General features: G+C 73.5%; 23 protein-coding genes. 3 read left to right on the top strand and 20 right to left on the bottom strand.

What is annotated here, in order from left to right; translation table 11 throughout:
• Window positions 1-11: 11 nt before the first annotated feature.
• The 10 genes from ACFYML_RS05320 to ACFYML_RS05365 form a co-directional block, all read right to left on the bottom strand.
• The gene (locus ACFYML_RS05320; protein ID WP_387419425.1) at window positions 12-1,208 is read right to left on the bottom strand and encodes a low temperature requirement protein A; all 1,197 of its coding nucleotides are present in this window, start codon (window positions 1,206-1,208) and stop codon (window positions 12-14) included.
• Between the two features lie 60 nt (window positions 1,209-1,268).
• Window positions 1,269-2,483, bottom strand: coding sequence for a hypothetical protein (locus ACFYML_RS05325; RefSeq protein ID WP_387419426.1), 1,215 nt, complete (start codon window positions 2,481-2,483; stop codon window positions 1,269-1,271).
• A 5-nt stretch (window positions 2,484-2,488) separates the two neighbouring features.
• Entirely contained in the window at window positions 2,489-3,538 is a 1,050-nt protein-coding gene (locus ACFYML_RS05330) for a thiopeptide-type bacteriocin biosynthesis protein (protein WP_387419427.1), read from the bottom strand.
• A complete protein-coding gene (locus ACFYML_RS05335) occupies window positions 3,535-6,315 on the bottom strand; it encodes a lantibiotic dehydratase (RefSeq protein ID WP_387419428.1) in 2,781 nt (926 codons plus the stop codon). The genes ACFYML_RS05330 and ACFYML_RS05335 overlap by 4 nt, the downstream gene beginning before the upstream one ends.
• 38 nt (window positions 6,316-6,353) lie before the next feature.
• Window positions 6,354-8,006, bottom strand: a complete 1,653-nt coding sequence (locus tag ACFYML_RS05340) for a nitroreductase family protein (RefSeq protein ID WP_387419429.1) — start codon at window positions 8,004-8,006, stop codon at window positions 6,354-6,356.
• A 10-nt stretch (window positions 8,007-8,016) separates the two neighbouring features.
• The gene (locus ACFYML_RS05345) at window positions 8,017-9,984 is read right to left on the bottom strand and encodes a TOMM precursor leader peptide-binding protein (protein ID WP_387419430.1); all 1,968 of its coding nucleotides are present in this window, start codon (window positions 9,982-9,984) and stop codon (window positions 8,017-8,019) included.
• A 101-nt stretch (window positions 9,985-10,085) separates the two neighbouring features.
• Window positions 10,086-10,271, bottom strand: a complete 186-nt coding sequence (locus tag ACFYML_RS05350) for a thiazolylpeptide-type bacteriocin (protein ID WP_046564718.1) — start codon at window positions 10,269-10,271, stop codon at window positions 10,086-10,088.
• A 76-nt stretch (window positions 10,272-10,347) separates the two neighbouring features.
• Window positions 10,348-10,566 (bottom strand): thiazolylpeptide-type bacteriocin, encoded by a 219-nt coding sequence (locus ACFYML_RS05355; protein ID WP_241825274.1) that lies wholly within the window; start codon window positions 10,564-10,566, stop codon window positions 10,348-10,350.
• Window positions 10,567-10,751: 185 nt separating this feature from the next.
• A complete protein-coding gene (locus ACFYML_RS05360) occupies window positions 10,752-10,934 on the bottom strand; it encodes a hypothetical protein (protein WP_046564715.1) in 183 nt (60 codons plus the stop codon).
• A 54-nt stretch (window positions 10,935-10,988) separates the two neighbouring features.
• Complete coding sequence (locus ACFYML_RS05365) at window positions 10,989-13,088, bottom strand: TOMM precursor leader peptide-binding protein (RefSeq protein ID WP_387419431.1); 2,100 nt, start codon at window positions 13,086-13,088, stop codon at window positions 10,989-10,991.
• A gap of 524 nt (window positions 13,089-13,612) precedes the next feature.
• Between ACFYML_RS05365 and ACFYML_RS05370 the strand changes: the two genes are divergently transcribed.
• The 3 genes from ACFYML_RS05370 to ACFYML_RS05380 are packed head-to-tail and all read left to right on the top strand — an operon-like array spanning window position 13,613 to window position 15,628.
• The gene (locus ACFYML_RS05370; RefSeq protein ID WP_387419432.1) at window positions 13,613-14,533 is read left to right on the top strand and encodes an ATP-binding cassette domain-containing protein; all 921 of its coding nucleotides are present in this window, start codon (window positions 13,613-13,615) and stop codon (window positions 14,531-14,533) included.
• Window positions 14,530-15,372, top strand: a complete 843-nt coding sequence (locus ACFYML_RS05375; RefSeq protein ID WP_387419433.1) for a hypothetical protein — start codon at window positions 14,530-14,532, stop codon at window positions 15,370-15,372. Before ACFYML_RS05370 ends, ACFYML_RS05375 begins: the two co-directional genes overlap by 4 nt.
• 22 nt (window positions 15,373-15,394) lie before the next feature.
• Window positions 15,395-15,628 carry a hypothetical protein gene (locus ACFYML_RS05380; protein WP_187413612.1) on the top strand — a complete coding sequence of 78 codons (234 nt, stop codon included), beginning with the start codon at window positions 15,395-15,397 and terminating at the stop codon, window positions 15,626-15,628.
• Between the two features lie 139 nt (window positions 15,629-15,767).
• Here the strand turns inward: ACFYML_RS05380 and pheT are convergent, their stop codons facing one another.
• The 10 genes from pheT to ACFYML_RS05430 form a co-directional block, all read right to left on the bottom strand.
• A complete protein-coding gene (pheT, locus tag ACFYML_RS05385; protein ID WP_387419434.1) occupies window positions 15,768-18,350 on the bottom strand; it encodes a phenylalanine--tRNA ligase subunit beta in 2,583 nt (860 codons plus the stop codon).
• A 37-nt stretch (window positions 18,351-18,387) separates the two neighbouring features.
• Entirely contained in the window at window positions 18,388-19,467 is a 1,080-nt protein-coding gene (gene pheS, locus ACFYML_RS05390; protein WP_387419435.1) for a phenylalanine--tRNA ligase subunit alpha, read from the bottom strand.
• Between the two features lie 170 nt (window positions 19,468-19,637).
• Window positions 19,638-20,522, bottom strand: a complete 885-nt coding sequence (locus tag ACFYML_RS05395) for a TrmH family RNA methyltransferase (RefSeq protein ID WP_387419436.1) — start codon at window positions 20,520-20,522, stop codon at window positions 19,638-19,640.
• A 32-nt stretch (window positions 20,523-20,554) separates the two neighbouring features.
• The gene (gene rplT / locus ACFYML_RS05400) at window positions 20,555-20,947 is read right to left on the bottom strand and encodes a 50S ribosomal protein L20 (RefSeq protein ID WP_030335718.1); all 393 of its coding nucleotides are present in this window, start codon (window positions 20,945-20,947) and stop codon (window positions 20,555-20,557) included.
• A gap of 32 nt (window positions 20,948-20,979) precedes the next feature.
• Window positions 20,980-21,174 (bottom strand): 50S ribosomal protein L35, encoded by a 195-nt coding sequence (rpmI, locus tag ACFYML_RS05405; RefSeq protein WP_073835294.1) that lies wholly within the window; start codon window positions 21,172-21,174, stop codon window positions 20,980-20,982.
• 19 nt (window positions 21,175-21,193) lie between these two features.
• On the bottom strand, window positions 21,194-21,829 hold the full coding sequence (gene infC / locus ACFYML_RS05410; RefSeq protein WP_073835293.1) for a translation initiation factor IF-3: 636 nt from the start codon (window positions 21,827-21,829) through the stop codon (window positions 21,194-21,196).
• Window positions 21,830-22,279: 450 nt separating this feature from the next.
• A complete protein-coding gene (locus tag ACFYML_RS05415; protein WP_357442705.1) occupies window positions 22,280-22,744 on the bottom strand; it encodes a PH domain-containing protein in 465 nt (154 codons plus the stop codon).
• Entirely contained in the window at window positions 22,741-23,712 is a 972-nt protein-coding gene (locus tag ACFYML_RS05420; RefSeq protein ID WP_387419437.1) for a DMT family transporter, read from the bottom strand. The genes ACFYML_RS05415 and ACFYML_RS05420 overlap by 4 nt, the downstream gene beginning before the upstream one ends.
• On the bottom strand, window positions 23,700-24,545 hold the full coding sequence (hisG, locus tag ACFYML_RS05425) for an ATP phosphoribosyltransferase (protein ID WP_073835290.1): 846 nt from the start codon (window positions 24,543-24,545) through the stop codon (window positions 23,700-23,702). The genes ACFYML_RS05420 and hisG overlap by 13 nt, the downstream gene beginning before the upstream one ends.
• Window positions 24,546-24,591: 46 nt before the next feature.
• A complete protein-coding gene (locus tag ACFYML_RS05430) occupies window positions 24,592-24,873 on the bottom strand; it encodes a phosphoribosyl-ATP diphosphatase (protein WP_221623237.1) in 282 nt (93 codons plus the stop codon).
• Window positions 24,874-24,958: the final 85 nt, after the last annotated feature.

Raw genomic sequence — 24,958 nt, forward strand, 5'->3', positions numbered from 1 at the left:
TGAACCTGCCGTCAGGCTCTCGGCGGCACGTCGGGCGGTGCCGCCTCCCTCGGGTACAGCCGCCAGGAGATCACGTTGGCGGTGGCGACGCCGACCAGCACCAGGGCCGCGGCCAGGGCCACCAGCAGCGGTGGCACCGCGTGCGCCACCGGGACCAGGATCGCAAGCAGCGCGAGCCCGACCAGCCGCGACCAGGAGATGCGACTGAAGGCGGCGTAGTCGAGCATCGCCCGGCCGACCAGGAACAGCGCCGGACCGCCGAGGATGACCAGGAACCGCGACGGCTTGGTCTCGCCGAAGGGTTCCGCGATGATCAGCCGGTCCCCCACGGCGCTGACCGAGACGCCGACCACCATGATCAGGTGCGCGTAGGACGCGAGCTCACCGACATAGGCCGGGGCCCGGGACGACGCGATGGCGGCGGGGAGCAACTCGCCCGCGCGGTAGTAGTAGATCTGCCAGAGCAGCACGGTGATCACGAACGCCACCAGCAGCGCGGCCGTCCGCTCGCGCTGGAAGCCGTACGGGCTGATCTGGATGCCGGAGGTCAGGATGGTTTCCCCGAAGGCGATGATGAGCACCTGCCGGTAGCGCTCCGTCAGGTGCTCCTCGGCGATCGGCTGACCGCGCAGGCCCGCACGGCCCAGCCAGGGGGTCGGGAAGTCGAGCAGCCCGCCGACGTAGTCGATGAGGACCGCCACGGTCCACCAGACCAGCCGGATGTCGCCGTGGGCGAATATCCCGGCGAGCCACGGGACGGCCGAGATGCATGCCCAGAAGAGGATCCGGACGCTGACCCCCCGCGCGTAACCGTCGCCGCCGAACAGCACGAGCCAGAGATGTCGGAGAACCTCGACGGCGACGTAGACCCCCGCGAAGACGGCCCCGTAAGCCTCGAACGCCGCCGGCAGCGCGGCGCCCATCAACAAGGCGCCGAGCATGGTCACGATGACCATGACCTGGATCATCGGACGGGTGGGGTCGTACCGGTTGGCCGTCCAGGCCATCCGGTACCAGAGCCACCAGATGGCCAGGGTGAGCACCAGCGCCGAGTAGAAGCCGTGCCAGTCCAACTGGTGGACCAGGCGGTCGGAGAGGCGGGTGAGGGCGAAGACCAGCACCACGTCGAAGAGCAGTTCGACGAAGCCGGCCCGCTGCGGGGGCTGGCGGCTCCCCGGCAGCTCAGCCGCCCCACCCCGCATGACCATACAGATCTGCCCTACTTTTCCCCTTTCGGGCAGTATTCCACGCTGTCGCGCAGGGCAGCGTCAGGTCGAGGGATTCCGGGTGCGCCGGCGGGCGACGCGGGCGGCCAGGGCCATCAGCAGCACCGCCTCCGCGACCAGGATGGCGACGGCCCACCCGGGGCCCACCCAGCCGGCCAGCGAGACGTACCAGTAGCGCACCAGCAGGGTCAGCACCGTCACCGCGAACGCCAGGGAGGCCAGGCCGTAGAGGGCGTACGCCACCCGGTCCCGGGGGCGGTAGCCACGGACCGCGCCCGGGCCCTGGCGCAGCAGCCGGCCGTAGAACCGGTAGCTGTCGGTCCGCAGGTCGCCGAGGTTCAGCGCGTGGCTGAGCATGTAGTAGCCGTCGAGCCGGAGGAAGGGCACCAGGTTGAGCGCGGCGGTCGCGGTGCCGAAGAGCAGCATCGTGCCGGCCAGGTCGTGGAGTGCCCCGGGCGTACCCCAGAGCCGGATGGCGGCGAACGGCACCAGCGCCAGCATGCTGACGAACACGCCGGCGAACGCGGTCGCCACCCGCCGGCGCGGGGTGAACAGCACGATGTCGTCGACCTTGCAGTACGGGGCCAGCAGCGGGAAGCGCCACATCACCCCGATCTCGGTGCCGCGCCCGCCGAAGTGCCGGCAGGTCAGCCCGTGGGCGCACTCGTGCAGGAAGACGATCACCCAGGTGATCACCACGGCGGCCAGGATCGCGGGGAGCGGGCGGTCGCCCCGGGCGACCACGTCGAGCAACGCCGGCAGGTGCAGCGCCACGTACCCGGCGACCGCCAGCACGACCAGCAGCGCCGGCAGCACGAACCACCAGGTGAACAGCGGCGCCAGCCGGGGCAGCAGCCGGTCGAAGAACCGGTCCGGGCCGTACAGCGGCCACCGGGCCGACAGCGGGCCGCGCCGGGTCTTGGCCGCGCCCTCGGCGGCCGCCGCGGTGAGCCGGGCGACAGCCTCCGGATCGGTGGCGCCGTCGAGCAGTTGCCGCTTGTGCAGCATGCCGAAGAGCTGCTGCCAGTTCTCCGGCCCGAGGCGCCGCCGGAACGCGGCGGCGTACTCGGTGGCCAGGTCGTCGAGCGTCCGGGTGCCGTCCATCCGGGACAGCAGGAAGTGCTCGCGCGGCCCGATCCGGTAGTACCAGCCGGTCTCCGGGTCCTTGACGTGGTGGACGAGCTTCTCCCCCCGCCACTGGCCCGGGCCGAGCACGATCCCGGCCCGCAGCCGGGGCCGGGTCCAGGTCACGTCCACCGTGGTCATCGTGGACCGGCCGGAGCGACGTCGTCGAGGAGCGCGGTCCGCATCACGTACGACAGGTAGATCTCGTCGAGGATGCTCACGCCGAGCCGGTTGTTCGTCATGTGCAGGTACGAGCTGAGCAGGATGGGCAGCGCGACGTCGAGGTCGCGGACCGGGGTGGGTTCGCCGCCGCCGCGCTGGAACACCAGGTCACCCCGTTCGACGGCGGCGACGACCCGGCCCCGCAGCTCCCGGCAGTGCGCCGACCAGCGGCCCTCCACACCCCCGGGCCGGACGTCGGCCCCGTCCCGGGCGGCCGCGCGGATCTGCGCCAGGCGCCCGCGCAACGCGGTGTCCATCCGCTGGTAGCTGGTGTCGAAGCTGGCGTGGTACTCGTCGCTCGGCTCCGAGTAGGAGACCTCCCAGAACCGGCGGTACTCGTCGAGGAAGTCGGCGATCCGCCGGTCGTCGGCGAGGAACACCGCGCACATCATCATGCTGAGCTGGGCGGAGAGCCCGAGCAGCACCGGACGGACGTGCACGTTGGTGGTGGCCAGCAGGTCCAGCACCACGTCGCTGGAGTGCTCGAAGTGCCACTCGGCGAGTTCGATCCCGGCCGGTCCGCCGTAGCGGCCGTACTCCCGCTCGTAGGCGATGTGGTGGTAGCTGTTGTTCGCCCGCATCGGCATCACGCCGTCCGGCCCGTACTCCTCGTCCCACCGTTGCTGGCCGTACTCGGCGAGGAACATCTGCTTGTACAGGTCGCCCAGCCCCTCGCTGTCCACCTCGTAGAGGGCGGGACGGCGGCGCAGGAACGCCTCGATCGCCTCGTCCACCCGCGCCCGGACCACCGCCGGATCGACGCCCGGCGCCGGCAGCACCCGCAGCCGCACGTGCGGCCCCTCCATCCAGTACTTGATGAAGAAGTACCGGCTGATCAGCCCCTCGGCCCGTAGCTCGTCCACCAGCGGCCGGACGCCCTCGACGAGCATCGGGTTGGCGTTGCTGGCGTAGAAGACGTGGACGCTGAGCCAGCCGTGCTCCACCGGGGAGGGGAAGTGGGTCATCGGTCCACCTTTCCGGCGCGGACGCCGTTGAGTTCCACCGTCAGTTCGGTGACGTGGCTGCCACCGGCGCCGCGGAGCACCTGCTCGTCGCGGTCCGGCAACATCTCGGTGAGCACCAGGCGGCTGCCCGCCCCCCGTCCGGTCGCCTCCAGCAACTGCAGGCAGAAGTGGCTGTCGAAGTCGACGTAGAGCGGCTTGTGGTCCGGCCGGCCGCCCGGCTGCGCCCCCGGTTGGCCGTCGTCACCGGCGGCCGGGGTGAGCCGGGTGCCCTCCGGCGTGGCGAAGACCCGCCGGGGCAGGCCGTTGTCGCGCCGCCACCGCTGCCAGCGCAGGAACCAGTCGGCGTCGCTCTGCTCCGGGGTACGCGCCGGCGGCAGGTGGTCCGGGTGCAGCTTCCACATCCGCCGTTGCAGCACCAGGTCGCCGTGCACGATCCGCGGGTAGCCGGCGATGCCGCGACCAGGCAACGGCACGGTGGTGCCGGCCCACAGGTCCGGCTGTGCCATGCCCAGGTAGGCGAACGTGAGCAGCACCTGCTGCACCTCGGGCAGCGCCATCGGCAGCAGGAAGCCCAGGTAGACCGGGATGACCTCGGCGTCGAGCCGGCGCGAGCGCAGCAGCAGCCGGTCGGCGACCGGGTCGTGTTCGACGCTGAGGTCGTCCATGTGGATCTGCTCGCCGGCCGGCCGGAAGCTGATCTCCCCGGGGCAGACCAGCTCGTACGGGGTGACCGCCGGGTGCAGGTTCAGGTTGGTGGCGTCGTACCCGCCCTTCAGCTCGGCGAGCACCGCGCCCGGCGGCTGCAGCCGGGCCAGCTCGGCGCGGAGCGTGCCGGCGAGGTCCTGGTCGGCGAAGAGGTGGGCGAACCGGGAGAACAGCAGCGTCATGCCGGAGTAGATCCGGTTGACCACCACCCGGTGCCGGTCGCCCTGGTCGGCGAGCTGGAGGAAGAACGACCGGGGATCGAGCGTGCCGAGCGTCTCCGGCACCATGGCGGCGACGTCCGCCATGAAGTCGTCGTCCAGCCGCAGCTCCTCGGCGCCGGCCGGCAACCGGTCGTACGCCTCGTTCACCCGCCGGGCCACCTCGATCCGGGCGTCGTCCAGCGCGGTGATCTCCTCCTGCCGGAACCAGTTCTCCTGCCGCACGTACGCGTTGTCGGCGTCGAACGCCCGGCGGCGCATCATCCGACCGGAGTAGTGCTCGAAGAAGTCCTGTTGGAACTCGTGGGCGAAGGTGAGCAGGTCGTCGCAGCGGCCACCGACCCCGTAGCGGGCCCGGAAGAACCCCTTCGTGGCCAGCCGGCGCGGCAGGTTGATGTCGAACACCGGCATGATCCGGGCCAGCGCCCGCAGGCCGGGCAGCACGTCCCGCTCCCAGCGGCCCCGGTCGGCGGTGACCGGCACCCGGGTGCGCAGGGTCGCGTCCTCGTACACCAGGGTGCGGGGGGCCGGGACGTCGGCGCGGCCGAGATCCGCGTGGGCCGCGACCAGCTCCCGCCGGATGTCGGCGAGCACCCGGCGGCGGCCGGCCACGTCCTGGTCGGGATAGCCGGCGGCGAGCCGGTTGACGGTGCCGACCCGCTCGGCGAGCCGGTCCGCCCAGTCGCGGCCGATCTCCCGCAGTGCCCGCCGGTAGCCCTCGACCGGGTCGTCGGCGTGGATGTCCAGGTGCAGGTTCGGCACCACCAGCAGGCCGACCCGGAGCAGGTGGTGCAGGTACTGCTCCATCTCGGCCGCCGGGCGGTCGGCGGTGGCCAGTTCGGTGACCAGGTCGGCCATCCGCCGGGCCCGGCCGCCGTCGAGCGCGGCCAGGATGTCGTGCAGCACCCGGCCGGTGGGCAGCACGAACAGCGACTCGTGGATCGACTCCAGGGTGATCGCGGCCTCGCCGTCCTCCGAACTGGTCCGCCGCCGGCGCAGGTAACGCAGCCGGCCACGCTCGATGCGCCAACCGGTGGTGAGGGCGACCGGCAGGTCCGCCCGCAGCCCCTCGTCAGCGAGCACGATGGCCGACAACCGGCCCAGCGCGGCCAGGTTCAGCCGGGCGACGCCCCGCTTCGGCTCCTCGCTCCGCTCGGTCACCGGCACGGCGTCGAGCAGCGCGCCGGACCCTGGGCCGAAGGTGCCGACGTTGACCGTGGTCAGCCGGCTGAACGGGCTGGTCTTGGCGGTGGTGCGCAGCGCGTACTCCAGCAGCGACCGTTCCACCCGCCGGGCCCGCTTGCCGAGCCGGCCCTGTCCGGCGAGGTACGCGGGCAGGTACTGGTCCAGCGAGGGGGACGCGAGCAGGATGCCGCCGCGAAGGTCGGGGTCCTCGGCCAGCTCGTGCAGCACGGCCCGGCGTTCCGCCAGCTCACCGTCCAGCACCGCCGCGCCGTCGGCCAGCTCCCGCCGGTACGCGGCGAAGGTCTCCAGCCAGCCGACCAGCATCCGGTGCGTGTCCCCGCCCAGTGGACCGGCCGGCCAGGCCCCGGGGTCGGCGGGATTGGGCCGGCGGAGGTTCCAGACGTCCCGGCGCAGCCGGATCAGCCGTCGCCGCAGCTGGTCGTCGTCCAGGTTGCGGGCCACCGCCTCCTGCAGCGCGTCGGCCAGCGGCGGCCCGGTCGCCCGCAGCCGGTCCTCCAGGTCCAGGACGCGGCGGGCCCAGGCGGCGCTGCGGTCGAAGGCGAGCCGGTCGGCGACCTCCAGCGGCAGGCCGGCGGTGCGGAGCATGAACACCTCCGGCATCCGCCAGGACAGCTCGGTGACCGCTGGCGCGGGCAGGGACACGGTCACGGGTCTCTCCTTCGTCGACGTCTTCGCGAGGCGGGTGGTCACAGCCGGTACATCAGGTCGGCGGTGGCGTCCGGGTGTCGCCCGAGCAGCAGGAACAACACGGTCCGTTCGTCGGTCCCGGTCAGGCCGAGGGCCTCGTCCATGGCGACGTTGTCGAAGCCCAGCACCGCGCCGCAGCCCAGGCGCTGGGCCGTGGCCGCGCAGTACGCCCGCTGGGCGACGGCGCCGATCTCGGCGTTGAGGATGCGGTAGCCGCGCGGGCCGACGGCGTCGAGCACGGCGTCCAGCCGGCCGGCGATCGCCAGCACCGCCCCGACCTGCCCCATCGTGTAGTTGGTGAGGAAGTACTGCTGCTGCAGGAAGGCGGACATCCCACCGTCGGGCTCGGGCGCGGCGGGCAGCAGCACGTGCCGCCGGGAGCAGTAGGCGTAGGTGCCGGCGTCGAGGCCGTCGACGTGGTTCGCGAAGACCCAGAGGCGGGTGAGGGCCGGCGCGTCCCCGGGCAGCCCGGCGTCGGCCGGGTGGTGCCGGCCCGCGGTGGCGAAGGCCAGGGTGGTGCCGAGTTCGGCGGCGGTCAGCTCGGGCGGCCGGCGGAACCGGCCGAAGCTGCTGGACCGGGTGGCCAGCACCGTCGACAGGGGACGCGCCAGTCGCGCCAGCTCCGGCGCGGGCAGGGCCTGCGGTTCGCCGGGCAGTTCGCGGGGCGCGGCGTCCGTCAGGGCGTCCGGGGCCGGGATGGCCGGGGCCGCCGCCGCCCGGTGCACCTCGGTGACGGCCGGGAACTCCCGCAACCGGCGGGACCGCTCGAACGCCGGGTACCGGACCCGGGGCTGCGCCGGCCGCTCCCCGGTGGGTCCGCTTCCGCCCTCACGACCGCCGCCGTCGGGGGCGGTGTCGGCGCCGGCGTCCGGGGCGGCGCCGGCCCAGTCCAGGGGTACGACCGCGAAGGCGCTCTCCCGGTCGCTGTCGAAGCCGAGCAGCCGGTCCACCGGCGCCGGATCGAAGCCGAGCAGCCGGGGCAGCGGCACGCCGAGCCCGCGCGCGAGCAGGTCCCAGGAGCCGAGCAGGGCGCCGAGGTCCTGGGTGACCACGTGGTAGCAGAAGCTGTTGTACTTGAACGAGTTCTTCCAGAACCGGATGCTCGCCACCAGGAAGCTGTCCGCACCGCCCGCCGGGTCGCCGACGGCGGCGCGGATCGTGCCGCTGACGTCGCCGAGCAGCAGCCGCTCCAGCACGTGCGGGCCGGTGCCGTAGTGGTAGACCCCCGGCAGCAGCGGCGCGGAGGGCCCGGCGACCAGGAAGAGCTCCACCGGGTACATGCCCCCGCCGGAGGCGGTGCCCCGCCCCCAGACGGCGTGCTCGAAGTGCGCCCGCTTGGCCAGGTCCTGGTTCCAGTTCACGGTCAGCCGCCGGTCGAGCACCCCGTACGACAGGCGCAGCAGCGTGGCCAGGCGGTCCAGCGTCCAGCCACCGGCCGGCGGCAGGTGCTCCCCGGTGAACAAGTCGCGCAGGGTGGGCAGGTCGGGCAGCGCCACCGGCAGCGGCACCCGGGGGGCGCCGGGGTAGCTGGTGTGCCGGGAGGGCTGGTCGGCCCAGTCCACCTCGTAGTTGAGCGGTTCCATCGGGACCCGGGCCCGGCGGAACACCGCCTGCGCGTACTCCCGGACGACCTCGAGGGCCTCCTGCTGCATGTCGGTGCTCCTACGGGAAGGGGTGCGGGTGGGGGTTGCGGCCGGTGGCGCCGAGCCGGTCGGGTCCGTGCGTGCCCCGGGCCAGGTGGCGCTCCAGCCGGTCGCTCCAGAGCACCCGCTGCCGCTGCCAACCGAAGTCGATGGGGACCAGGGCGGGCGCCACCACGGCCATCGTGTGCACCCCGGCGACCTCCTGCTCCGGGCAGGTCTGGTCGACCGCGACGACGTCGCCGCCGAGCCCAGCGATCAGCCCGGTGAGGTACTCCATGTCGGCCCGCAGGTCGTCGTGGTTCGGCCGGGCCGACAGCCAGTCGCCGTACAGCTCGGTCATCGACCGCAGCGGCGGGTCGTCGAAGAGGAACGCGGCGTGGCGGGTCATCTCCGGCAGCCCGTAGAGCAGGGCGTGATGGCTCAGCTCGGTGACCTTGGTGTAGTCCCGGGTCATCTCGCGCAGCTCCGGCTCGCTGGCGGCGACCCGTTCGTCGAAGCCGGGCACGTAGGAGGCGGTCTCGCAGACCGCGGCGCGGACCGCGTCGTCCGGGTCGAGGCTGGCGCCGGCGGCGAAGCAGAGCTGACCGAGCCCGTCGCCGCGCTTGACCGCGACCGCGGTGACCACCGGGACGGGCAGGTCCGCGCGGGTGTCGAAGAGCCGGATGTCGTAGCCGAGCAGGTCCACCCGGTCGAGCATGAAGTGCACCCGCTCGTCCCGGCAGGTGCTCGGGTCGATCTCGGCCAGCCGGGCCGAGCCGTACCAGGCGAGCAGGAAGGCGTCCCGCTCGATGAGTTCGAGCATGCCGTGCAGCAGCGCCTCCTCCGGGCAGCTGCCGCTGGCGCAGCCGTTGGAGCACTCCTGGACGAACTTGCGGTGGTCGGTGCGGCGGTCCAGGTAGTAGACGAGCTGCTCGGGCACGAGACGGGGGGTGCGGTCGCGCAGCGAGTAACCCCAGACCCAGGGCATCGGCGCATCCGGCGAGTACGGGGCGTAGTAGAGCCCGTGCCCGTGGTAGAACGCCGGGTGGTAGCCCAGACCGGCCGGGTCGAGGGCGTCCGGGGCCAGGTTGGCGTAGCTGTCGACGACCGTGGTCCGCCGCGCCCGGGGGAACTGGCCGGCGTACCGCTCCAGCCCCTCCAGCAGGGCGTAGGTCTCGCTGCTGCCGTAGCTGTTGGCGTGCCCGCTCCACCACATCTCGTGCAGGTCGTAGCGGCTGCGGATCCGGAAGTAGCCGGTCACCGGCGCGGTGGCGGTGGCGTTGTACGCGCGCAGGGCGCTGCCGCCCAGCGCCCCGGCGACCGGGTTCGCCAGCGCGGCGACCGGGAGGTCCAGCTCGCCGGCCGACCGCAGCCGGTACGCGGACGGGTCCGGCTTGGGCCGGCTGGTGAGCGGGATGACCGCGGCCTCCGCGGTGTCCGGGCGGACGGTCGCGCAGGCCGGGCACTCGGAGTCGGCCAGCACCTCGACGACGGTGGTCTCCAGGGTGTCCATCCGCAGCTGCCGCAGGCGGCCCACGCCGGGCCGGTCGGTCCGGGGGCGGCAGGCGTCCAGCAGGAGCTGCCACAGCGCGTCGACCGCGAACGGCGTCAGGTGGGGCAGCGGGGCCACGGTGCCGACCCGGGCCTGGTGCTCCAGGGCGTGCCGTTCGTCGCGTACCCGGATGGCCTGCCAGCGCCGCTGCACACAGAGCGGGCACGGGCCAGGCCGGGCGCCCGCCACGTCGTCGGTGTCCGTCCAGCGTGGCCCGACCAGCGCGGTCGCGCCGTGCAGCCAGATCGGCACCACGTCGCCGGTCAGGCCCTCGCCGCCGTCGGCGTACCCGTCGGTCAGGCCGAGGGCGGCGATCCGGACGGTGATCCCGTCGAGCGGCGCGGCGTGGCGGGCCGGCTGCCGCGCCTGGTCCTGGCGTCGCTCGTGGAACGCCTCGCCGAGCTGCTTGAGGCTGCTGTCCCACCCGGTGGAGGTGGTCCGGACATCGACGATCATGCGGTTCACCTGTCTACGGTCGCGACCTGTGCTGATGAGATTGGGACCGGCGCCCCGCCGACGTGGCCCGCCGGCGGGGGCGGTTACGGCGCTGGGCTGGGTCAGCCGCCGCCGCATCCGGTGCTGGTGCTGCTGCTGCAGCAGCTGGACGTGCTGCAACTGCAGCAGCTGGAGCAGGAACAGCTGGAGCTGGACCAGTCCATGACCATCGCGTCGATGGCGTCGACGTCCTCGATCTCGAACGTCTCCGTCTCGAGCGCGCGGAGTTCCTCAGTCAGTTCCGGCATTTTCCTTCTACCTCCCCTCGGTCGATCAGGGCCGCGGTGCCGGCCGGACGTCCGGAGCGACCGGCGGCGCCGTGGCTCAGCTGGTGCTGCTGCAACTCGACGAGGTGCAGCTGCAACAACTGGACGTGCTGCAGCTGGAGCAGCTGGACGTGCTGGTGCTGCTGCTGCAGATGTCCATCAGGTCGGCGGACAGTTCAGCGATGTCCTCGACCTCGAACGTCTCGGTCTGCAGGTCGCGCAGCTCGCTGCGGACCGAGTCGGGCAGTAGGCCGGATGTCGGGGGTTGTGTCGGCACGGGCCTCTCCTTGAGCCGCGGTGGCGCCAGTCGTCGGTGGGTCCGCGTCGCACCACCACGGTGGATCCAGCGGAGGCACGCAGGGCTACTCGCCGGTCGGGCCGGCGGCGGATGGTGCGTCGTTCGTGCGGCGTCCCACCGGGGACTGGAAGTCGTCAGCGTCGGGGGCAACCCCGTTCACCCGGTCAGCCGCAGCTGGAGGTGCTGGTGCTGGTGCTGCAGCAGCTCGAGGTGCTGCAGCTGCAGCAGCTGGAGCAGGAGCAGCTGGAGCTGGTCGCAGCGAGCGCCTCGCCGCCGTCCTCGACCTCCTCGATCTCGAAGGTCTCGGTCTCCAGCTCGCGGAGCTCGTCGTTCAGGGTGATCGGCATCTTTTCCACCTCCTTCCATGGTGCGTGCCTCGCCGAAACCACTGACGTGGTGGTTCAGTCGGCCGCCGGGGCGGACCGGCGCAGCAGGACGACCCCGCTGCGGAAGGCCCCGGTGGCCCGGACGTCCCGGGTGGTCGTCTCGACCAGCAGGGCGCTCATTCCCTGCTCGTCCAGCGCGGCCAGCACGGCCGCCCGGTCGGTCGCCGGTCCGGCCGGGCCGGCGGGGGTGGCGCCGGCCGTGAGCGCGGCCGGGTCGAAGTCACGCAGCACCGGGTCGCCGAGGTCGGCGGCGGCGTCCTCGAAGTGCCGCACCTGAACACGCCCGACCGCGTCCCGGACGGCGGCCAGCCGAGTGGCGACCGGGTCGAACCCGCCGGCCAGCGCCCAGTCCCGGTCACCGCCGCCGGGCGGCTCGGCGACGGCGAGCACGGCGTACGCCGGGTCGGCCCCGGCCAGCGCGAACACCGACAGCCGGCGGCCGAACCGGTGGGCGGCCTTGACCACGAAGGCGGTGTCGTCGTCGCCCACCAGGTCCTCCTCGTTCACCACGCGCGGCCCGCCCCGGCCGCGCAGCGCGGCGGTCAGCGCCCGGTAGGCCAGCGCGTCGGCCAGCCCCTGGTCGATGACCTCGTCGAGGGTCCCGGCGGCGGCCGCGCCGGCCACCGTCGGCTCGGCCCAGCCCTCGGCGTTGAACGCGGAGGTGGGCAGCGCCAGCGCGGCGGGCACCCACACGGACTCCGCCCGGCCCAGCACGACGGCCGGCAGCCAGCGGACCGGCCGGTCGTCGGGCGGCACGAGGGTCGCCGTCGCCAGGTCCGTCCAGGGCACCGGGTGCTCGCCCCGCTCGCGCAGCTCGGCCGCGGAGGCGGTGACCGCCGCGGCCGGGTCCGCGTACCGGGCGGCGTGGTCGCGGACCGCCGCCCGGTAGGCGGCCAGTCGGGCGCCCATCACGGTGTGCACGTCGAAGGCGCTCACCTCGCGCGGGCCACGCCGGCCGGGCAGCCGCAGGCGGGCCGTCTTCAGCGGGGCCTGCTCCAGCGGGTCGTCGACGAACCGGGTGAAGACCCCGGCGTTCGGCGAGACCAGCGCCTCGGCCCGCTGGTAGGTCTCGTCGTCGGAGCCGGCCGGCGGCCCCGGCTCGGTCACCTCGACGTCCCGGCAGACCGGGCACCCGGGGTGCGGCAGCACCCGCTCCCGGCTGGACTCCAGGGTGGCCGCGTCGAGCAGCAGCACCCCGCCGGCGGTGTCCGGGGCGACCGCGCCGGTGAGGGCCCGGAACAGTTCGAAGGCGGCGGCGTTGCCGAGCATCCGCGCGGTCACCTCGGGCAGCGCCGCCGCTGCGGCCGGGTCGCCGACGGCGAGCTGTCGCCAGAACTCCGCGGCCGCCGCCGGGTCGTCGCCGGCCGCGAGCCGGAGCTGAGCGCAGTGCCAGCAGGGGGCCTGTCCCGCCCCGACGGTCGGCCCGACCACCGCTCGCCGGTCGTCCCAGATCACCGGTACGAGCAGCGGACCGTCCCGGTGAGCGGCGCGGGCCAGCTCGGCCAGGCGGGCCAGGCCGGCGGGACCGGTGCAGCAGACCACCGCGTCGACCGCCCGCGGGTCGGGGGCTCCGGTGGGGAACCTGACCTCCGCCGGCAGGCCGTCGGCGCGCAGCTCGGCCAGCTCGGGGCGCAGCGCCTCGGCGTACCGGGCCGGGTCGTCGTCCGGGTGGAGGTCCAGCCGCACGCACCCGTTGCGGAGCAGGCCACTCGCCGCGGCGAGCAACGTCTCTCCCCCGCCGCACAGCGCCACCCGGGCGGCGTGGAAACGCTGGAACCGGCCGGTGGGATCGTCCGCGAAGTGGTCGATGAACTCGATCTGGGCGGCGAAGCGGCGGGCGATCGGCTCGGACAGCTCGCTGCGGTCCCCCGCGTCCTTGGCGAACCCTCGCGAGATCAGGGCGCGGACCAGGGTGAGCACGGTCTGCCGCTGCCCCGGATCGAGGGCGGCGGTGAGCTGCCCGAGCGTGTGTTCGCCGGTCAGGTATGGGCTCAGCGACGTCAACCACCGGAAGGCCGACTTGCCCTTGATCAGGAATGCGCTGTCCGGGCCGCGCAGGTAGGCACCGGCCGGAGCGTCCAGGAAGACCACGTCGTGCCGCAGCTTGGGACGCATTTCCAGGCTTGCTCCACCGTCCGACGGCTGGTTCATGCGCCCCCCATGACAACTCCTGTGGCGGTCTCGAAAGTGCCTTCATGCTGCCCAAGATCAAGTATTAAGTCAACAGAATGTTTCGGACCAGGCAGTGGCGGAAGTAAATTGAGGGGCAGTGAGCTGCGGCTAAGACAAAAACGCCGCACCGCCGCCCCCGGCGACCTTCCGGAGCCGATCAACCTCCGCTAGTCTGTGGGCGCCGCCTACGCCGCCGCAGGTCAGAGGGCCTTTCATGACGGCATGCTGACCGCTGGCGACGGCGGGTTACGACGGCGCGACCGCGGGCCAAATCGGTCGCCACCGACCCAGTCCGCCCGAAACGAACAGTTAATTGATGTCACCCAATTAACCCTGTGGTGCGGTAGGGAATTCGAGGGACTGCGGATGAACGCAAAGGAAATTCAGGTCGAGCGGCGCTTTGCTCGGCATCGTGCGATTGCGGTGTCACGTTGAGGAATGACCGTTTTGCCATTGAACTTCATGAGGTGACCAAGCGTTATCCCGGCGGAGTCACCGCAGTCGACGGCCTTGACCTGCGGGTGCGCGAGGGCGAGGTCCTCGGCTTCCTGGGCCCCAACGGGGCCGGCAAGACCACCACGATGCGCATGCTGGTCGGGCTCGTCCGGCCGACCAGCGGTTCGATCCGGGTCCTCGGCCGATCGCCCGGCACGCCGCAGCAGCTGGCCAAGGTGGGTGCGCTCATCGAGTCGCCGGCCTTCTACCCCCACCTGTCCGGCCGGGACAACCTGCGGCTGGCCGCCCGGTACGCGGGCGTCCCGGACACCGCCGCCGACCGGGTGCTGGCCGAGGTCGGGCTGACCGAGCGGGCGGGCTCGAAGTTCCGGACCTACTCCCTCGGCATGAAGCAGCGCCTCGGCGTGGCCGCCGCCCTGCTCAAGGACCCGAGCCTGCTGATCCTCGACGAGCCCACCAACGGCCTCGACCCGGGCGGGGTGACCGACATCCGCGAGCTGCTCCGGGCACTCGGCCGGGGCGGGCGCACCGTGCTGCTGTCCAGCCACGTCCTCGGCGAGGTGGAGCAGATCTGCGACCGCATCGTGGTCATCGACCGCGGCCGGCTGATCGCCGACGGCACGCCCGACGAGCTGCGCGGGACGCTGGGCCAGGCGGTGCTGCTGATCGACGCCGATCCGATCGACGAGGCGGTGGCGTGCCTGCGCGCACACGACCGGGTCCGGGCGGTGGACCCGGTCGACGGGCAACTCCGGGTCACCACGGACCCGGCGCTCGCCGCAGCCCTCAACCGGCGGCTGGTCGAGGCCGGCATCGACGTGCGGGAACTGCGCCCGCTGCGCCACTCGCTGGAGGAGGCCTTCCTGGAACTGACCGCGCCCGAGCGGCCCGCCCGCCAGGAGCAGACGATCACGACGGGAGGCACCCGATGATGGCCTCGGTGCGGGCGGCCTGGTTCGCCGACCGGAAGCGGCCGGCGGTATGGACGGTCACGGCGACCTGGGCGGCCCTCGCGCTCGCCTTCGGCATCGGTGTGCCCTACCTCGTGCACCTGGCGCTGGCCGGTGATCCGAAGGAGACCGACGCCGCCGAGTCCCTGCTGGCCACCGTCCTGCCGGGGCAGCTCGTGCCCACCGGGATCGGGCTGTTCCCGCTCTTCGGCGGCGCCATCGTGGTCATCCTCGGCGCGCTGGTGGTGGGCAACGAGTACCGCTGGGGGACGTGGAACCTCCTCTTCACCCAGCGACCCCGGCGCGCGCAGGTGATGGCCGGGCACGCCGTCGTCCTGTGCGGCCTGACCCTGCTGATCGCCGTGCTCACCTTCGGCCTGCTGGCGGTGACCACCGGGTCGCTGGCGGCCGCCGAGGGACGGGCCGCCGACTGGCCGACCATCGCCGATCTCGCCGGCGCGGTGGCGGCCGCCTGGTTGATCTGCACCGCCCACGCCAGCGTGGGCTGGTTCCTGGCGATCGCGTTCCGCAGCGCCACCACCGCCATCGCGGTCGGTCTGATCTGGACGCTGGTCCTGGAGAACGCGATCAGCGGACTCGCCCTCGTGCTGAGCCCGCTGACGGCGGTGCAGAAGGTGCTGCTGGCACCGAGCTCCGGCGCGCTGGCCGGCGCGCTGGGCGCGCGGTCGCAGTTCGACGGGGGCACCCCCGGCGTGATCGAGTCCGCCGGCGCGCTGGTGCCGACCGTCGTGTTGCTGGGTTACGTCCTGGTGATGTTCGGCCTGGGCAGCTGGCTGGCGGCGCGCCGGGACGTCGGTTGATCGGGCGGAGGACAATGCTGAGATGGATTTCCTGCTCGCCTTCGCGGTGACCGGCCTGGCGGCTTCCGGCGGCTGGATCGCCTGGGCCGCCGTCCGGAGCTGGTCCCGCATCCGCGACCGCCGGCACGAGTTGCGGCTGGCCCGCGCCCGGGCGGCGGCCGACATCCGCCGGGCCGAGCTGGCCGCGCAGGTTCGCGAGATCGAACTCGCCAACGAGACCTACCAGGACTTCGTCCGCCGCCACCCCGAGCGCTGAGCGACCGCACACCCCGGGCCCCGGGCCGGTGTCAAAGCCCCTGGCCGTCCGGCGGCTCGACCGGGGACTTGACCAGGCCGTAGGTGGTGGCCGACGCGGACGCGTCGGCCACCACCGGTGATCGGACGAGCGGCCCCGGTCAGGCGCCGCGGAGCGTGGCGCCGAAGCGGCGCGCCGCCTCGGCCACTGCCGCGTCCCGGGTGGCCACCGCCTCCTCGACGGTGAGCGTCCGGTCCGGGGCCCGGAACGTCAGCTTGTACGCCAGCGACTTGCGGCCCGCGCCGAGCTGCTCGGAGGCGTACACGTCGAACAGCCGGACGCCCTCCAGCAGCTCGCCGGCCCCCTCGACGAGGGCCCGCTCGACCTCGGCCGCCGGCACCGAGTCGTCCACCACCAGCGCCACGTCGATCAGCGCGGGCGGGAAGGTGGAGATGGCCGGGCCGGCCACCATCGGCGCCGGAGGCAGCGCGTCCAGGTCCAGCTCCATGGCGCAGGTGCGGCGGGGCAGCTCCAGCGCCGCCACCACGGCCGGGTGCAGCTCACCGGCGTGCCCGACGACGGTGTCGTCCACCAGCAGCTCGGCACAGCGGCCGGGGTGCCAGGGGGCGTACTCGGCGGACCGGACGGTGACCCGGTCGGCCGGGATGCCGGCGGCGTCGAGGACGGCCCGGCCGGCCGCCACGGCATCCGCCCAGCCGGCCGCCCGGCCCGGGCCCCACCAGCCGGCCGGCTCGAGCTCGCCGGTGAGCGCCACGGCGACGTGCCGCGGCTGGTCCGGGACCACCGCGTCGGCGGCGGCGAACTCCTCGTCGGTGGGGCGCCGGTCCACGCCCATGGCCGGCGGGGTGCCGGCGCCGGGGCGCGGGTGGAACACCGTGCCGATCTCGTAGATCGCCAGGTCGCGCAGGCCCCGGCTCACGTTGCGCTTGAGGATGCCGAGCAGCGGGCCGAGCAGCGTGGTACGCAGCAGCGGCTGCTCCTCGGACAGCGGGTTCGCCACCCGCACCGTTCGGCGGCGCGGGTCGTCGGCGGGCAGGCCGAGCTGGTCGGCGAGCTCCCCGGCGACGAACGGGTGGGCGAGCACCTCCGCGTACCCGCGCTCGGCGAGCGACCGGGCGACCGCCCGGCGGCGCTGCTGCGGCCCCGTGAGACCACGGCCGGGCGGCGCGGTGGGCAGCACCGACGGCACCCGGTCGTACCCGTCGAGGCGGACCACCTCCTCGACCAGGTCGGCCGGGTCGGTGAGGTCGGGCCGCCAGCTCGGCGGGGTCACCGTGAGCACCTCGGCCCGCCCGGCGGCGGCCACCCCGACCTCGCCCGGGTCCTCACCGAGCCGGTCGCCACCCCGGGCGACCGTGCAGCCGACCTGCTCCAGCAGCTCGACCACCCGCTCCGGCGAGTACGCCACACCGACCCGTCGCGACGCCAGGTCCGCCGGCAGGGTGACCGGGGTACGCGGCCGGACGTGGTCGATGTCCAGGATCTCCGCACCGACCGTGCCGCCCGCGTGCTCGGTGAGCAGCCGGACCGCCTTCTCCAGCGCGACCAGCGGCAGGGCCGGGTCGACGCCCCGCTCCCAGCGCTTCGCCGCCTCGCTGAACAGCTTGTGCCGGCGGGCGGTGCGGCCGACCATCGCCGGGTCCCAGTGCGCCGCCTCGAACAGCACGTCGCTGGTGGTGGCGACCACCTCGCTGGTCTCGCCACCCATCACGGCGGCGAGCGAGATCGGGACGCCCGCGCCCTCGCCCGCGTGGGCGTTGGGCAGCCCAGCGTCGCAGATCACCATGTCCTCGGCCGACAGGGTGCGGTCGACCCCGTCCAGAGTGGTCAGCTTCTCCCCCGGCTCGGCCCGGCGGACCACCAGCGGGCCGCGGATCCGGTCGGCGTCGAAGGCGTGCATCGGCTGGCCGAGTTCGAGCATCAGGTAGTTGGTGATGTCGACCGGCAGCGAGATGCTGCGGATGCCGGCGACGGTGAGCCGCTGCTGCATCCAGCCGGGCGTCTGGGCGGTCGGGTCGACGCCGCGGACCATCCGGGCGGCGAACCGGTCACAGCCGACGGTGTCCCGCACCTCGACCGGGTACGCCGGCTCGGCGGTGGCACCGGGCGCCGGCACGTCGGCCGGGTCGCGGAACGGCACCCCGAGGGCGTGCGACAGCTCCCGGGCGATGCCCCGCACGTTCAGCGCGTACCCGCGGTCAGGGGTGATCTCCATCTCGACCACGACGTCGTCGAGGCCGACCACCGGGCGGGCGTCGTCGCCGGGCTTGGCCGGGGTGTCCTCGGGCAGCACGATGATGCCCGAGTGGTCGTCGCCCAGGCCCAGCTCCTTCGCGGAGCAGATCATGCCGTTGGAGTTCCGCCCGTACGTCTTGCGCGCGCCGATGGCGAAGTTGCCGGGCAGCACGCCGCCGGGGAGGATCACCACCACCCGGTCGCCGGGGGCGAAGTTACGCGCCCCGCAGACGATCTCCTGCGGCTCGCCGGTGCCGTTGGCGGCGCCGACGTCCACCTTGCAGAACCGGATCGGCTTCTTGAAGCCGGTCAGCTCCTCGATCTCCAGGACCTCACCGACCACCAGCGGGCCGGTGACGGTCTCCCGCAGGTCCACGACGGACTCGACCTCGATGCCCAGGTCGACCAGCGCCTGCTCCAGGTCGCCGGCGGGCAGGTCGGCGGGGAGGTCGACGTACTCCCGCAGCCAACTGACAGAAACTCGCATGACTGTTAACCACCGTCTCCGTAGCTCGTGGCGCCGATCAGGCCCCGAAGGCGCGGGTGAACCGCACGTCGCCCTCGGCCATGTCCCGCATGTCGCTGACCCCGTGCCGGACCATCACGGTCCGGTCGATGCCCATGCCGAAGGCGAATCCGGAGTAGACCTCCGGGTCGATGCCGCAGGCGCGCAGCACCCGCGGGTTGACCATGCCGCAGCCGCCCCACTCGACCCACTGCGGCCCGTCCCGGTGCTCCGGGAACCAGACGTCGAACTCGGCCGACGGCTCGGTGAACGGGAAGTAGTGCGGCCGCCAGCGGGTCTTCGCGCCCTCGCCGAACATCGCCCGGGCGAAGTGGTCCAGCGTGCCGCGCAGGTGCGCCATGGTGATGCCCTTGTCCACCACCAGGCCCTCGACCTGGTGGAAGACCGGCGCGTGGGTGGCGTCCAACTCGTCGGTGCGGTAGACCCGGCCGGGCACGACCACGTAGATCGGCGGCTGGCGGGTGAGCATCGTGCGCGCCTGCACCGGCGAGGTGTGGGTACGCAGCACCAGGCCGGACGCCGCGCCAGCTGACCCGTCCTGCGGGGCGATGTGGAAGGTGTCCATCAGGCCACGGGCCGGGTGGTCGGCGGGGATGTTGAGCGCGTCGAAGTTGGTCCACTCCAGCTCGACCTCGGGGCCCTCGGCGATCTCGTAGCCCATCCCGATGAACAGGTCGCTGATCTGCTCCATCAGCACGGTCAGCGGGTGGCGGGCGCCGCGCGGCCGGCGGTCGTAGGGCAGGGTCACGTCGACCCGCTCCTCGACCAGCACCCGCTCGGCCTGCTCGCGCTCCAGCGTCTCCTGCCGGGCCGCGTACGCGGTCTCGATGGCGCGGCGGGCCTCGTTGACCCGCTTGCCGGCGTCGGACTTGGCGGCCGGCGGCAGCGCGCCGATCTCCCGGCGGGCGAGCGAGACCGGCGCCCGATCGCCGAGGTGCGCGGGGCGCAGCGCGTGCAGCGCGTCCGGGTCGGTGGCGGTGGCGAACGCCTTCTCGGCCTCGGCCACGGCCTCGGCCAGGGCGTCCGGGTCGAGCAGGGCGACCTGCTTCGGGTCGTACGGATCGTTGCGGTAGCTCATGGCGTACGGGCACTCCCTCACGGCGGCGCCGGCCCTCACGGGCGGCTAGGCGAGTCTACGGACGCGCGGCTTCGCCGCAGCCCGCCGGTGGGAGGTATGCAGGAGGAAGGGTCACGCCCGCCGCCCGCCGACACCGGCGGGCTGGCTAAACGAACGCCGTGGCGCGTTCATCATCCGGACGACTCCCCTGCTGTGTGACCGCGCGGACCCGACGGTCGGCGCAGTGCTCTCGCTGAAGCGTACAGGCAGATTGCCGCAGCCGCAGCCAGGTTCAGGCTCTCGGCACGCCCGTGCAGCGGCACCCGGACCCGGGCATCGGCCGCCTCGGTCAGCTCCCGGGGCAGGCCATGGGCCTCGGATCCGAAGAGCCAGGCGGTGGGCGTGGCGAGCCGGCCGGCATCGGCCAGGTCGTCGAGGTCGGTGTCGCCGTACCCGGTGGTGGCCAGCACGGTGCGGCCCGCGGCGCGCAGCGCGTCGACCACCGCGACCGGGTCGGGGGCGCGCACCACGTCGACGTGGAAGAGGCTGCCGGCGGAGGCCCGCACGCACTTGCCGTTGTACGGGTCGACCGCCTCCCCGGCGAAGACCACCGCGCCCGCACCGGCGGCGTCGGCGGTGCGTAGCACGGTGCCGGCGTTGCCGGGGTCGCGGATCTCGGCGAGCACCGCGACCAGGCGCGGCCCGCGTGCCATGGCCTTCTCGAGCGGAACGTCGAGGTGTCGGCAGACGGCGACCAACCCCTGCGGGGCGACGGTCTCCGCAAGCGCCGCGAGGGCCTCCTCGGTGACCTCGGACACCGGCACGTCGGCCCGGGCGGCCTCGGCGGCGAGGTCGGCGTACCGGTCGAGGGCGGCCGGCGTGCCGAACAGCTCGACGACGGTGCCGGCGCGGCCCAGGGCCTCCCGGACGGCCTGCGGACCCTCGGCCAGGAACCGGCCGGTGGCCTCGCGGTCCCGGCGGCGCTGGAGCCGGCGAGCGGCGACGACCCGGGGGGTACGCGGGGTGAACGGGCCGGGAACAGCGTCGAGGCGCCTCCCGCGCGACGGTGACTGCATGGGAGACGCCTCGATCTGCTGGTGCGGGTGGGTCAGGCGGCCTGGGCCGCGGCGCCACCGGTGCCCTCGGCCGCCACGGCGGCACGGGCCAGCTCGACGATCGCGGCGAACGCCGCGGCGTCGTTGACGGCCAGGTCGGCCAGGATCTTGCGGTCGACCTCGATGCCGGCCAGGCGCAGGCCCTGGATCAGCCGGTTGTAGGTCATGCCGTTCGCCCGGGCGCCGGCGTTGATCCGCTGGATCCAGAGCTGCCGGAAGTCGCCCTTGCGGTCGCGGCGGTCCCGGTAGGCGTACTGCATCGAGTGCAGCACCTGCTCCTTGGCCTTGCGGTAGAGGCGGGAGCGCTGACCGCGGTAGCCGCTCGCGGTCTCCAGCAGGGTACGACGCTTCTTCTGGGCGTTCACAGCCCGCTTGACGCGTGCCATCTCAACTCCTTCTTCGGTTCAGGTGGCGCGCGTCAGCGGCCGAGCAGCTTCTTGATTCGCTTGACGTCGGCCTTGGCCAGCTCGACGGTGCCGGTCAGCCGGCGGGTCTGGGTGGAGGCCTTCTTCTCCAGGTTGTGGCGGAGGCCGGCCTGCTGGGCAACGATCTTGCCCTTGCCGGTCACCTTGACCCGCTTGCCCATACCCGTGTGGCTCTTCATCTTCGGCATGTGGAACGTCTCTCCCCTGTTACTGGCCGCTGGTGTCAGCGGTCGTGCCGGTCTCACCGGCTGCTGCGGTCTCGCCGGCCTCCGGAGCGACGGATTCCTCCGCGGCCCGCTCCCGGGGCGCCCCGCCCCGAGAGGCCGTCGCGGCGACCGCGGCGGCCTTGGTGGCGCGGTGCGGCGCGAGCACCATGATCATGTTGCGGCCGTCCTGCTTCGGCGCGGCCTCGACGTACCCCAGCTCCGAGATCTCGGACTCGAGCCGGCGCAGGAGCCGGTAACCCAGCTCCGGGCGGCTCTGTTCGCGACCGCGGAACATGATCGTCACCTTGACCTTGTCGCCGGCCTTGAGGAACCGCACCACGTGACCCTTCTTGGTCTCGTAGTCGTGCGGGTCGATCTTCGGCCGGAGCTTCATCTCCTTGATGACGGTCTGCTGCTGGTTACGCCGCGCTTCGCGCGCCTTCAGTGCGCTCTCGTACTTGAACTTGCCGAAGTCCATGAGCTTGCACACCGGCGGGCGCGCCATCGGCGCAACCTCGACCAGGTCCAGGTCGACGTCCGCGGCCAGCTGAAGGGCGCGCTCCAGCGGGACGATGCCCACCTGCTCACCCTCAGGACCGACCAGTCGGACCTCACGTGCCCGGATCTGCTCGTTCACGCGTGGTTCGACGCTGATGGGGCCTCCTCGAGTCGAGTCTTTCTTTCTGCATGTGTGCCGACTCCGCGGGCTCCCGGACGGGAGCCGACCCGGAAAGCAGAAGGCCCTGGCGCATGCCAGGGCCCGCTCGACCGGTCGGCACGATCACATGATCGCGCATCCGGCGCCGGGACGTGCCCGGAACCGGTGACCGGACCCGGCCGCCGCGAGGCGACTCGGGTGGGAGCAGGCGCTCCGCTTCGGGACCACCCACGCGTCAGGGACGGGGGCAGTCTGGTCGACTCAGCAACACTACACCCCCGGCCCACCCGTCCCCAAACCCACCCCACCCGCGCCTCGCCGGGTGACCAGGCCACTCATTCCTGGAGAGGGTGCCCACTCCGGAGCGGATGCCCGCTCTCTCCGCGACTCCGCCGTCTTCGACCGGGCGGGGCGGGTGCGGTGGCGGGGTCAGCGGGAGGCGTTGGCGAGGGTGGCCAGGTGGGCCTGGTGCAGGCGGCGCAGGGCCCGCACCCCCTCGACCGCGCGCTCCTTGTCGGCGGCCTGCAGGGCCACCATCGGCAGCAGGTCGTCGTCGTGCAGCTCCAGGCTGGCCCAGGGGGCACCCCGGTCGAAGCGGACCCCGCGGACGACCTCCCAGGGCAGCTCGTACGAGCCGATCACGTTGCGCACCCGGATGCCCTTGGCGTCGGCCACCACCCGGGGGCGGGTGAACAGCAGGACGCCCAGGGCGCCGAGGACGCCCAGCCCGATCATGGCGAACTGGTCGCCCCGCTGGAACGTGCCGTAACCCTCGCCGGTGGCGCCGGTCAGCGAGGTGGCCACCAGGCTGAACACCACCACCAGGGTGGCCGCCGAGGCCCAGCAGACCAGCCGGATCCGACGCGGCCGCACGGTCACCACCGAATCGCTCACCCGACCAGTCTGCCATCCGCCTCGGACGCCGGGTCCGCTGCCACACGGGTCGGTGTCCGCCGGCGTACGCCGGCCAGCAGCACCGCCGCGGCGGTGAGCCCCGCGCCGGCCAGCACCGGCAGCCGCACGCCCGCCCCGCCGGGCAGCGCCACGTCCAGCAGCAGGGCACCGCCGAGCTGCCCGGCGACCAGCGCCAGGCCGGTCCGCAGCACCCCGACCGCCCGGACGCCGACCAGCAGGGCGAGCACGATGCCGACCCCGAGCAGGCCGCCGATGTAGAGCCACCACTGCCCCGGCCAGGCGGGTCGGATGGCGAACGCCCCGACCGCGGCCGCGACCGCCAGGATCACCGGGGTGCTCACGGCGAAGTTGACCGCCAGCCCGGCGGCGGTGCTGCTGGCGGCGGAGACCCGACCGTTGAGCGCGGACTGCAGGGCGACCGCCAGACCGCCGGCGACCGCGAGCAGGACCAGCCCGACCGCCAGGTCGCCGACCGGGCGACCGAGCTGGGCCAGGGCCACCGCGCCGATGCCGAGCAGCGCCCCGGCGACCCGGGGCGCGGTGAGCGGCAGCCGCCCCGCCGGGGACACCCCGGCCCGGTCCACGGCCAGCCCGCCCAGGCTGCCGCCGGCGACCTGGGCGATCGTGAACACGGCCACCCCGAGCACCGGCACCACGTACGTGCCGATCACCACGATCGCCGCGCCGCCGAACCCGCCCAGGTAGGCCCACCAGGGCAGGCCGCCGCGCCGCAGCACGGCCAGCCCGGCCCGCATCGACGGGACGGCGAACAGCCCGACCAGGACCAGCAGGCAGCCGCCAAGATTGTTGACCACCGCGCCGAGGACCGGGTTGCCGGCCCGCTCCCCCAGCTCGGAGTTGACCACGCCCTGCGCCGCCGAGGCCATCCCGCCGAGGACGACCACGCCCAGGGCGGCCGGCGCGGGCAGCGCCCTCACAGCCGGCACGCGTGGATGTTGGTGACCAGAATGGCCCGCGCGCCCAGCTCGTACAGCTCGTCCATGATCCGGTGCACGTCGTCGCGCTGGACCATCGCCTGCACGGCCACCCAGCCCTCGCGGTGCAGCGGGGAGACGGTCGGCGACTCGATGCCGGGGGTCAGCGTGCTGGCCCGGTCGAGCAGGCCGGCCGGCACGTCGTAGGCGAGCATCACGTAGCGCCGGGCGACCAGCACGCCGTGCAGCCGGCGCAGCAGCTGGTCGGCCTGGGCGCAGCCGGGGGCGCCGGCCCGGCGGACCAGCACCGCCGAGGAGCGCAGCAGCGGCTCGCCGAAGACCACGAGGCCCGCCTGGCGCAGGGTGGCGCCGGTCTCCACCACGTCGGCGACCACGTCGGCGACGCCGAGGCGGATGGCGTTCTCCACCGCGCCGTCCAGGCGGATCACCTCGGCCTTGACGCCCAGCTCGGCCAGGTGCCGCTCAACCAGCCCGGGGTACGCGGTGGCGATCCGGTGCCCGCCGAGCTGCTGGACGGAGTCCACGTCGTCCGGGCGGGCGGCGAAGCGGAAGGTGGCCCGGCCGAAGTTCAGGTCGACGACCTCCTCGGCCGGAGCGCCGGAGTCGACCAGCAGGTCCCGCCCGGTGATGCCGACGTCCAGATCACCGGAGCCGACGTAGGTGGCGATGTCCTTGGGGCGGAGGTAAAAGAACTCGAGGTCGTTGGGCTCGTCCCGGCAGACCAGGTCCTTCGGGTCGGTGCGCTGGCGGTAGCCCGCCTCGCGCAGCATCTGGGCGGCCGACTCGGCCAGGGCGCCCTTGTTCGGTACGGCGACACGCAGCATGACGGAGTGCTCCTTGATCGATCAGATGATCAGCGGACGGGGGCACTCACAGATGTCGGTAGACGTCCTTGAGCTCGAGACCGGTGGCGAGCATCAGCACCTGGGCCTGGTAGAGCAGCTGGGAGATCTCCTCGGCGGCCCGCTCCGGCCCCTCGTGCTCGGCGGCCATCCACGACTCGGCCGCCTCCTCGACCACCTTCTTGCCGATGAAGTGCACCCCCTTCTCGAGCGCGGCGACCGTGCCCGAGCCCGGGGTGCCGGCGGCGGCCTTGGCCTGCAGCTCGGCGAACAACTCCTCGAACGTCTTCACGGAAGGCGATTCTTCCAGTTCACCGGCCGGGCCGCGTGCGGCGGGTCGGGCCGGGCCCACCGGCCGGGACGGCGCGCGGACCGGTGTGACGGAATTCCCTACC

Source organism: Micromonospora sp. NPDC007230, assembly GCF_042869115.1.
GTDB lineage: Bacteria > Actinomycetota > Actinomycetes > Mycobacteriales > Micromonosporaceae > Micromonospora.

Coding starts and splice junctions, on each gene's coding strand:
- ACFYML_RS05365 (WP_387419431.1), bottom strand. CDS start 13,088: ATGCGTCCCAAGCTGCGGCACGACGTGGTCTTCCTGGACGCTCCGGCC.
- pheT (WP_387419434.1), bottom strand. CDS start 18,350: ATGCGAGTTTCTGTCAGTTGGCTGCGGGAGTACGTCGACCTCCCCGCC.
- rplT (WP_030335718.1), bottom strand. CDS start 20,947: ATGGCACGCGTCAAGCGGGCTGTGAACGCCCAGAAGAAGCGTCGTACC.
- ACFYML_RS05340 (WP_387419429.1), bottom strand. CDS start 8,006: ATGCAGCAGGAGGCCCTCGAGGTCGTCCGGGAGTACGCGCAGGCGGTG.
- rpmI (WP_073835294.1), bottom strand. CDS start 21,174: ATGCCGAAGATGAAGAGCCACACGGGTATGGGCAAGCGGGTCAAGGTG.
- ACFYML_RS05320 (WP_387419425.1), bottom strand. CDS start 1,208: ATGGTCATGCGGGGTGGGGCGGCTGAGCTGCCGGGGAGCCGCCAGCCC.
- ACFYML_RS05350 (WP_046564718.1), bottom strand. CDS start 10,271: ATGCCGGAACTGACTGAGGAACTCCGCGCGCTCGAGACGGAGACGTTC.
- ACFYML_RS05395 (WP_387419436.1), bottom strand. CDS start 20,522: ATGCAGTCACCGTCGCGCGGGAGGCGCCTCGACGCTGTTCCCGGCCCG.
- ACFYML_RS05380 (WP_187413612.1), top strand. CDS start 15,395: ATGGATTTCCTGCTCGCCTTCGCGGTGACCGGCCTGGCGGCTTCCGGC.
- ACFYML_RS05375 (WP_387419433.1), top strand. CDS start 14,530: ATGATGGCCTCGGTGCGGGCGGCCTGGTTCGCCGACCGGAAGCGGCCG.
- hisG (WP_073835290.1), bottom strand. CDS start 24,545: ATGCTGCGTGTCGCCGTACCGAACAAGGGCGCCCTGGCCGAGTCGGCC.
- ACFYML_RS05360 (WP_046564715.1), bottom strand. CDS start 10,934: ATGCCGATCACCCTGAACGACGAGCTCCGCGAGCTGGAGACCGAGACC.
- ACFYML_RS05330 (WP_387419427.1), bottom strand. CDS start 3,538: ATGACCCACTTCCCCTCCCCGGTGGAGCACGGCTGGCTCAGCGTCCAC.
- pheS (WP_387419435.1), bottom strand. CDS start 19,467: ATGAGCTACCGCAACGATCCGTACGACCCGAAGCAGGTCGCCCTGCTC.
- ACFYML_RS05345 (WP_387419430.1), bottom strand. CDS start 9,984: ATGATCGTCGATGTCCGGACCACCTCCACCGGGTGGGACAGCAGCCTC.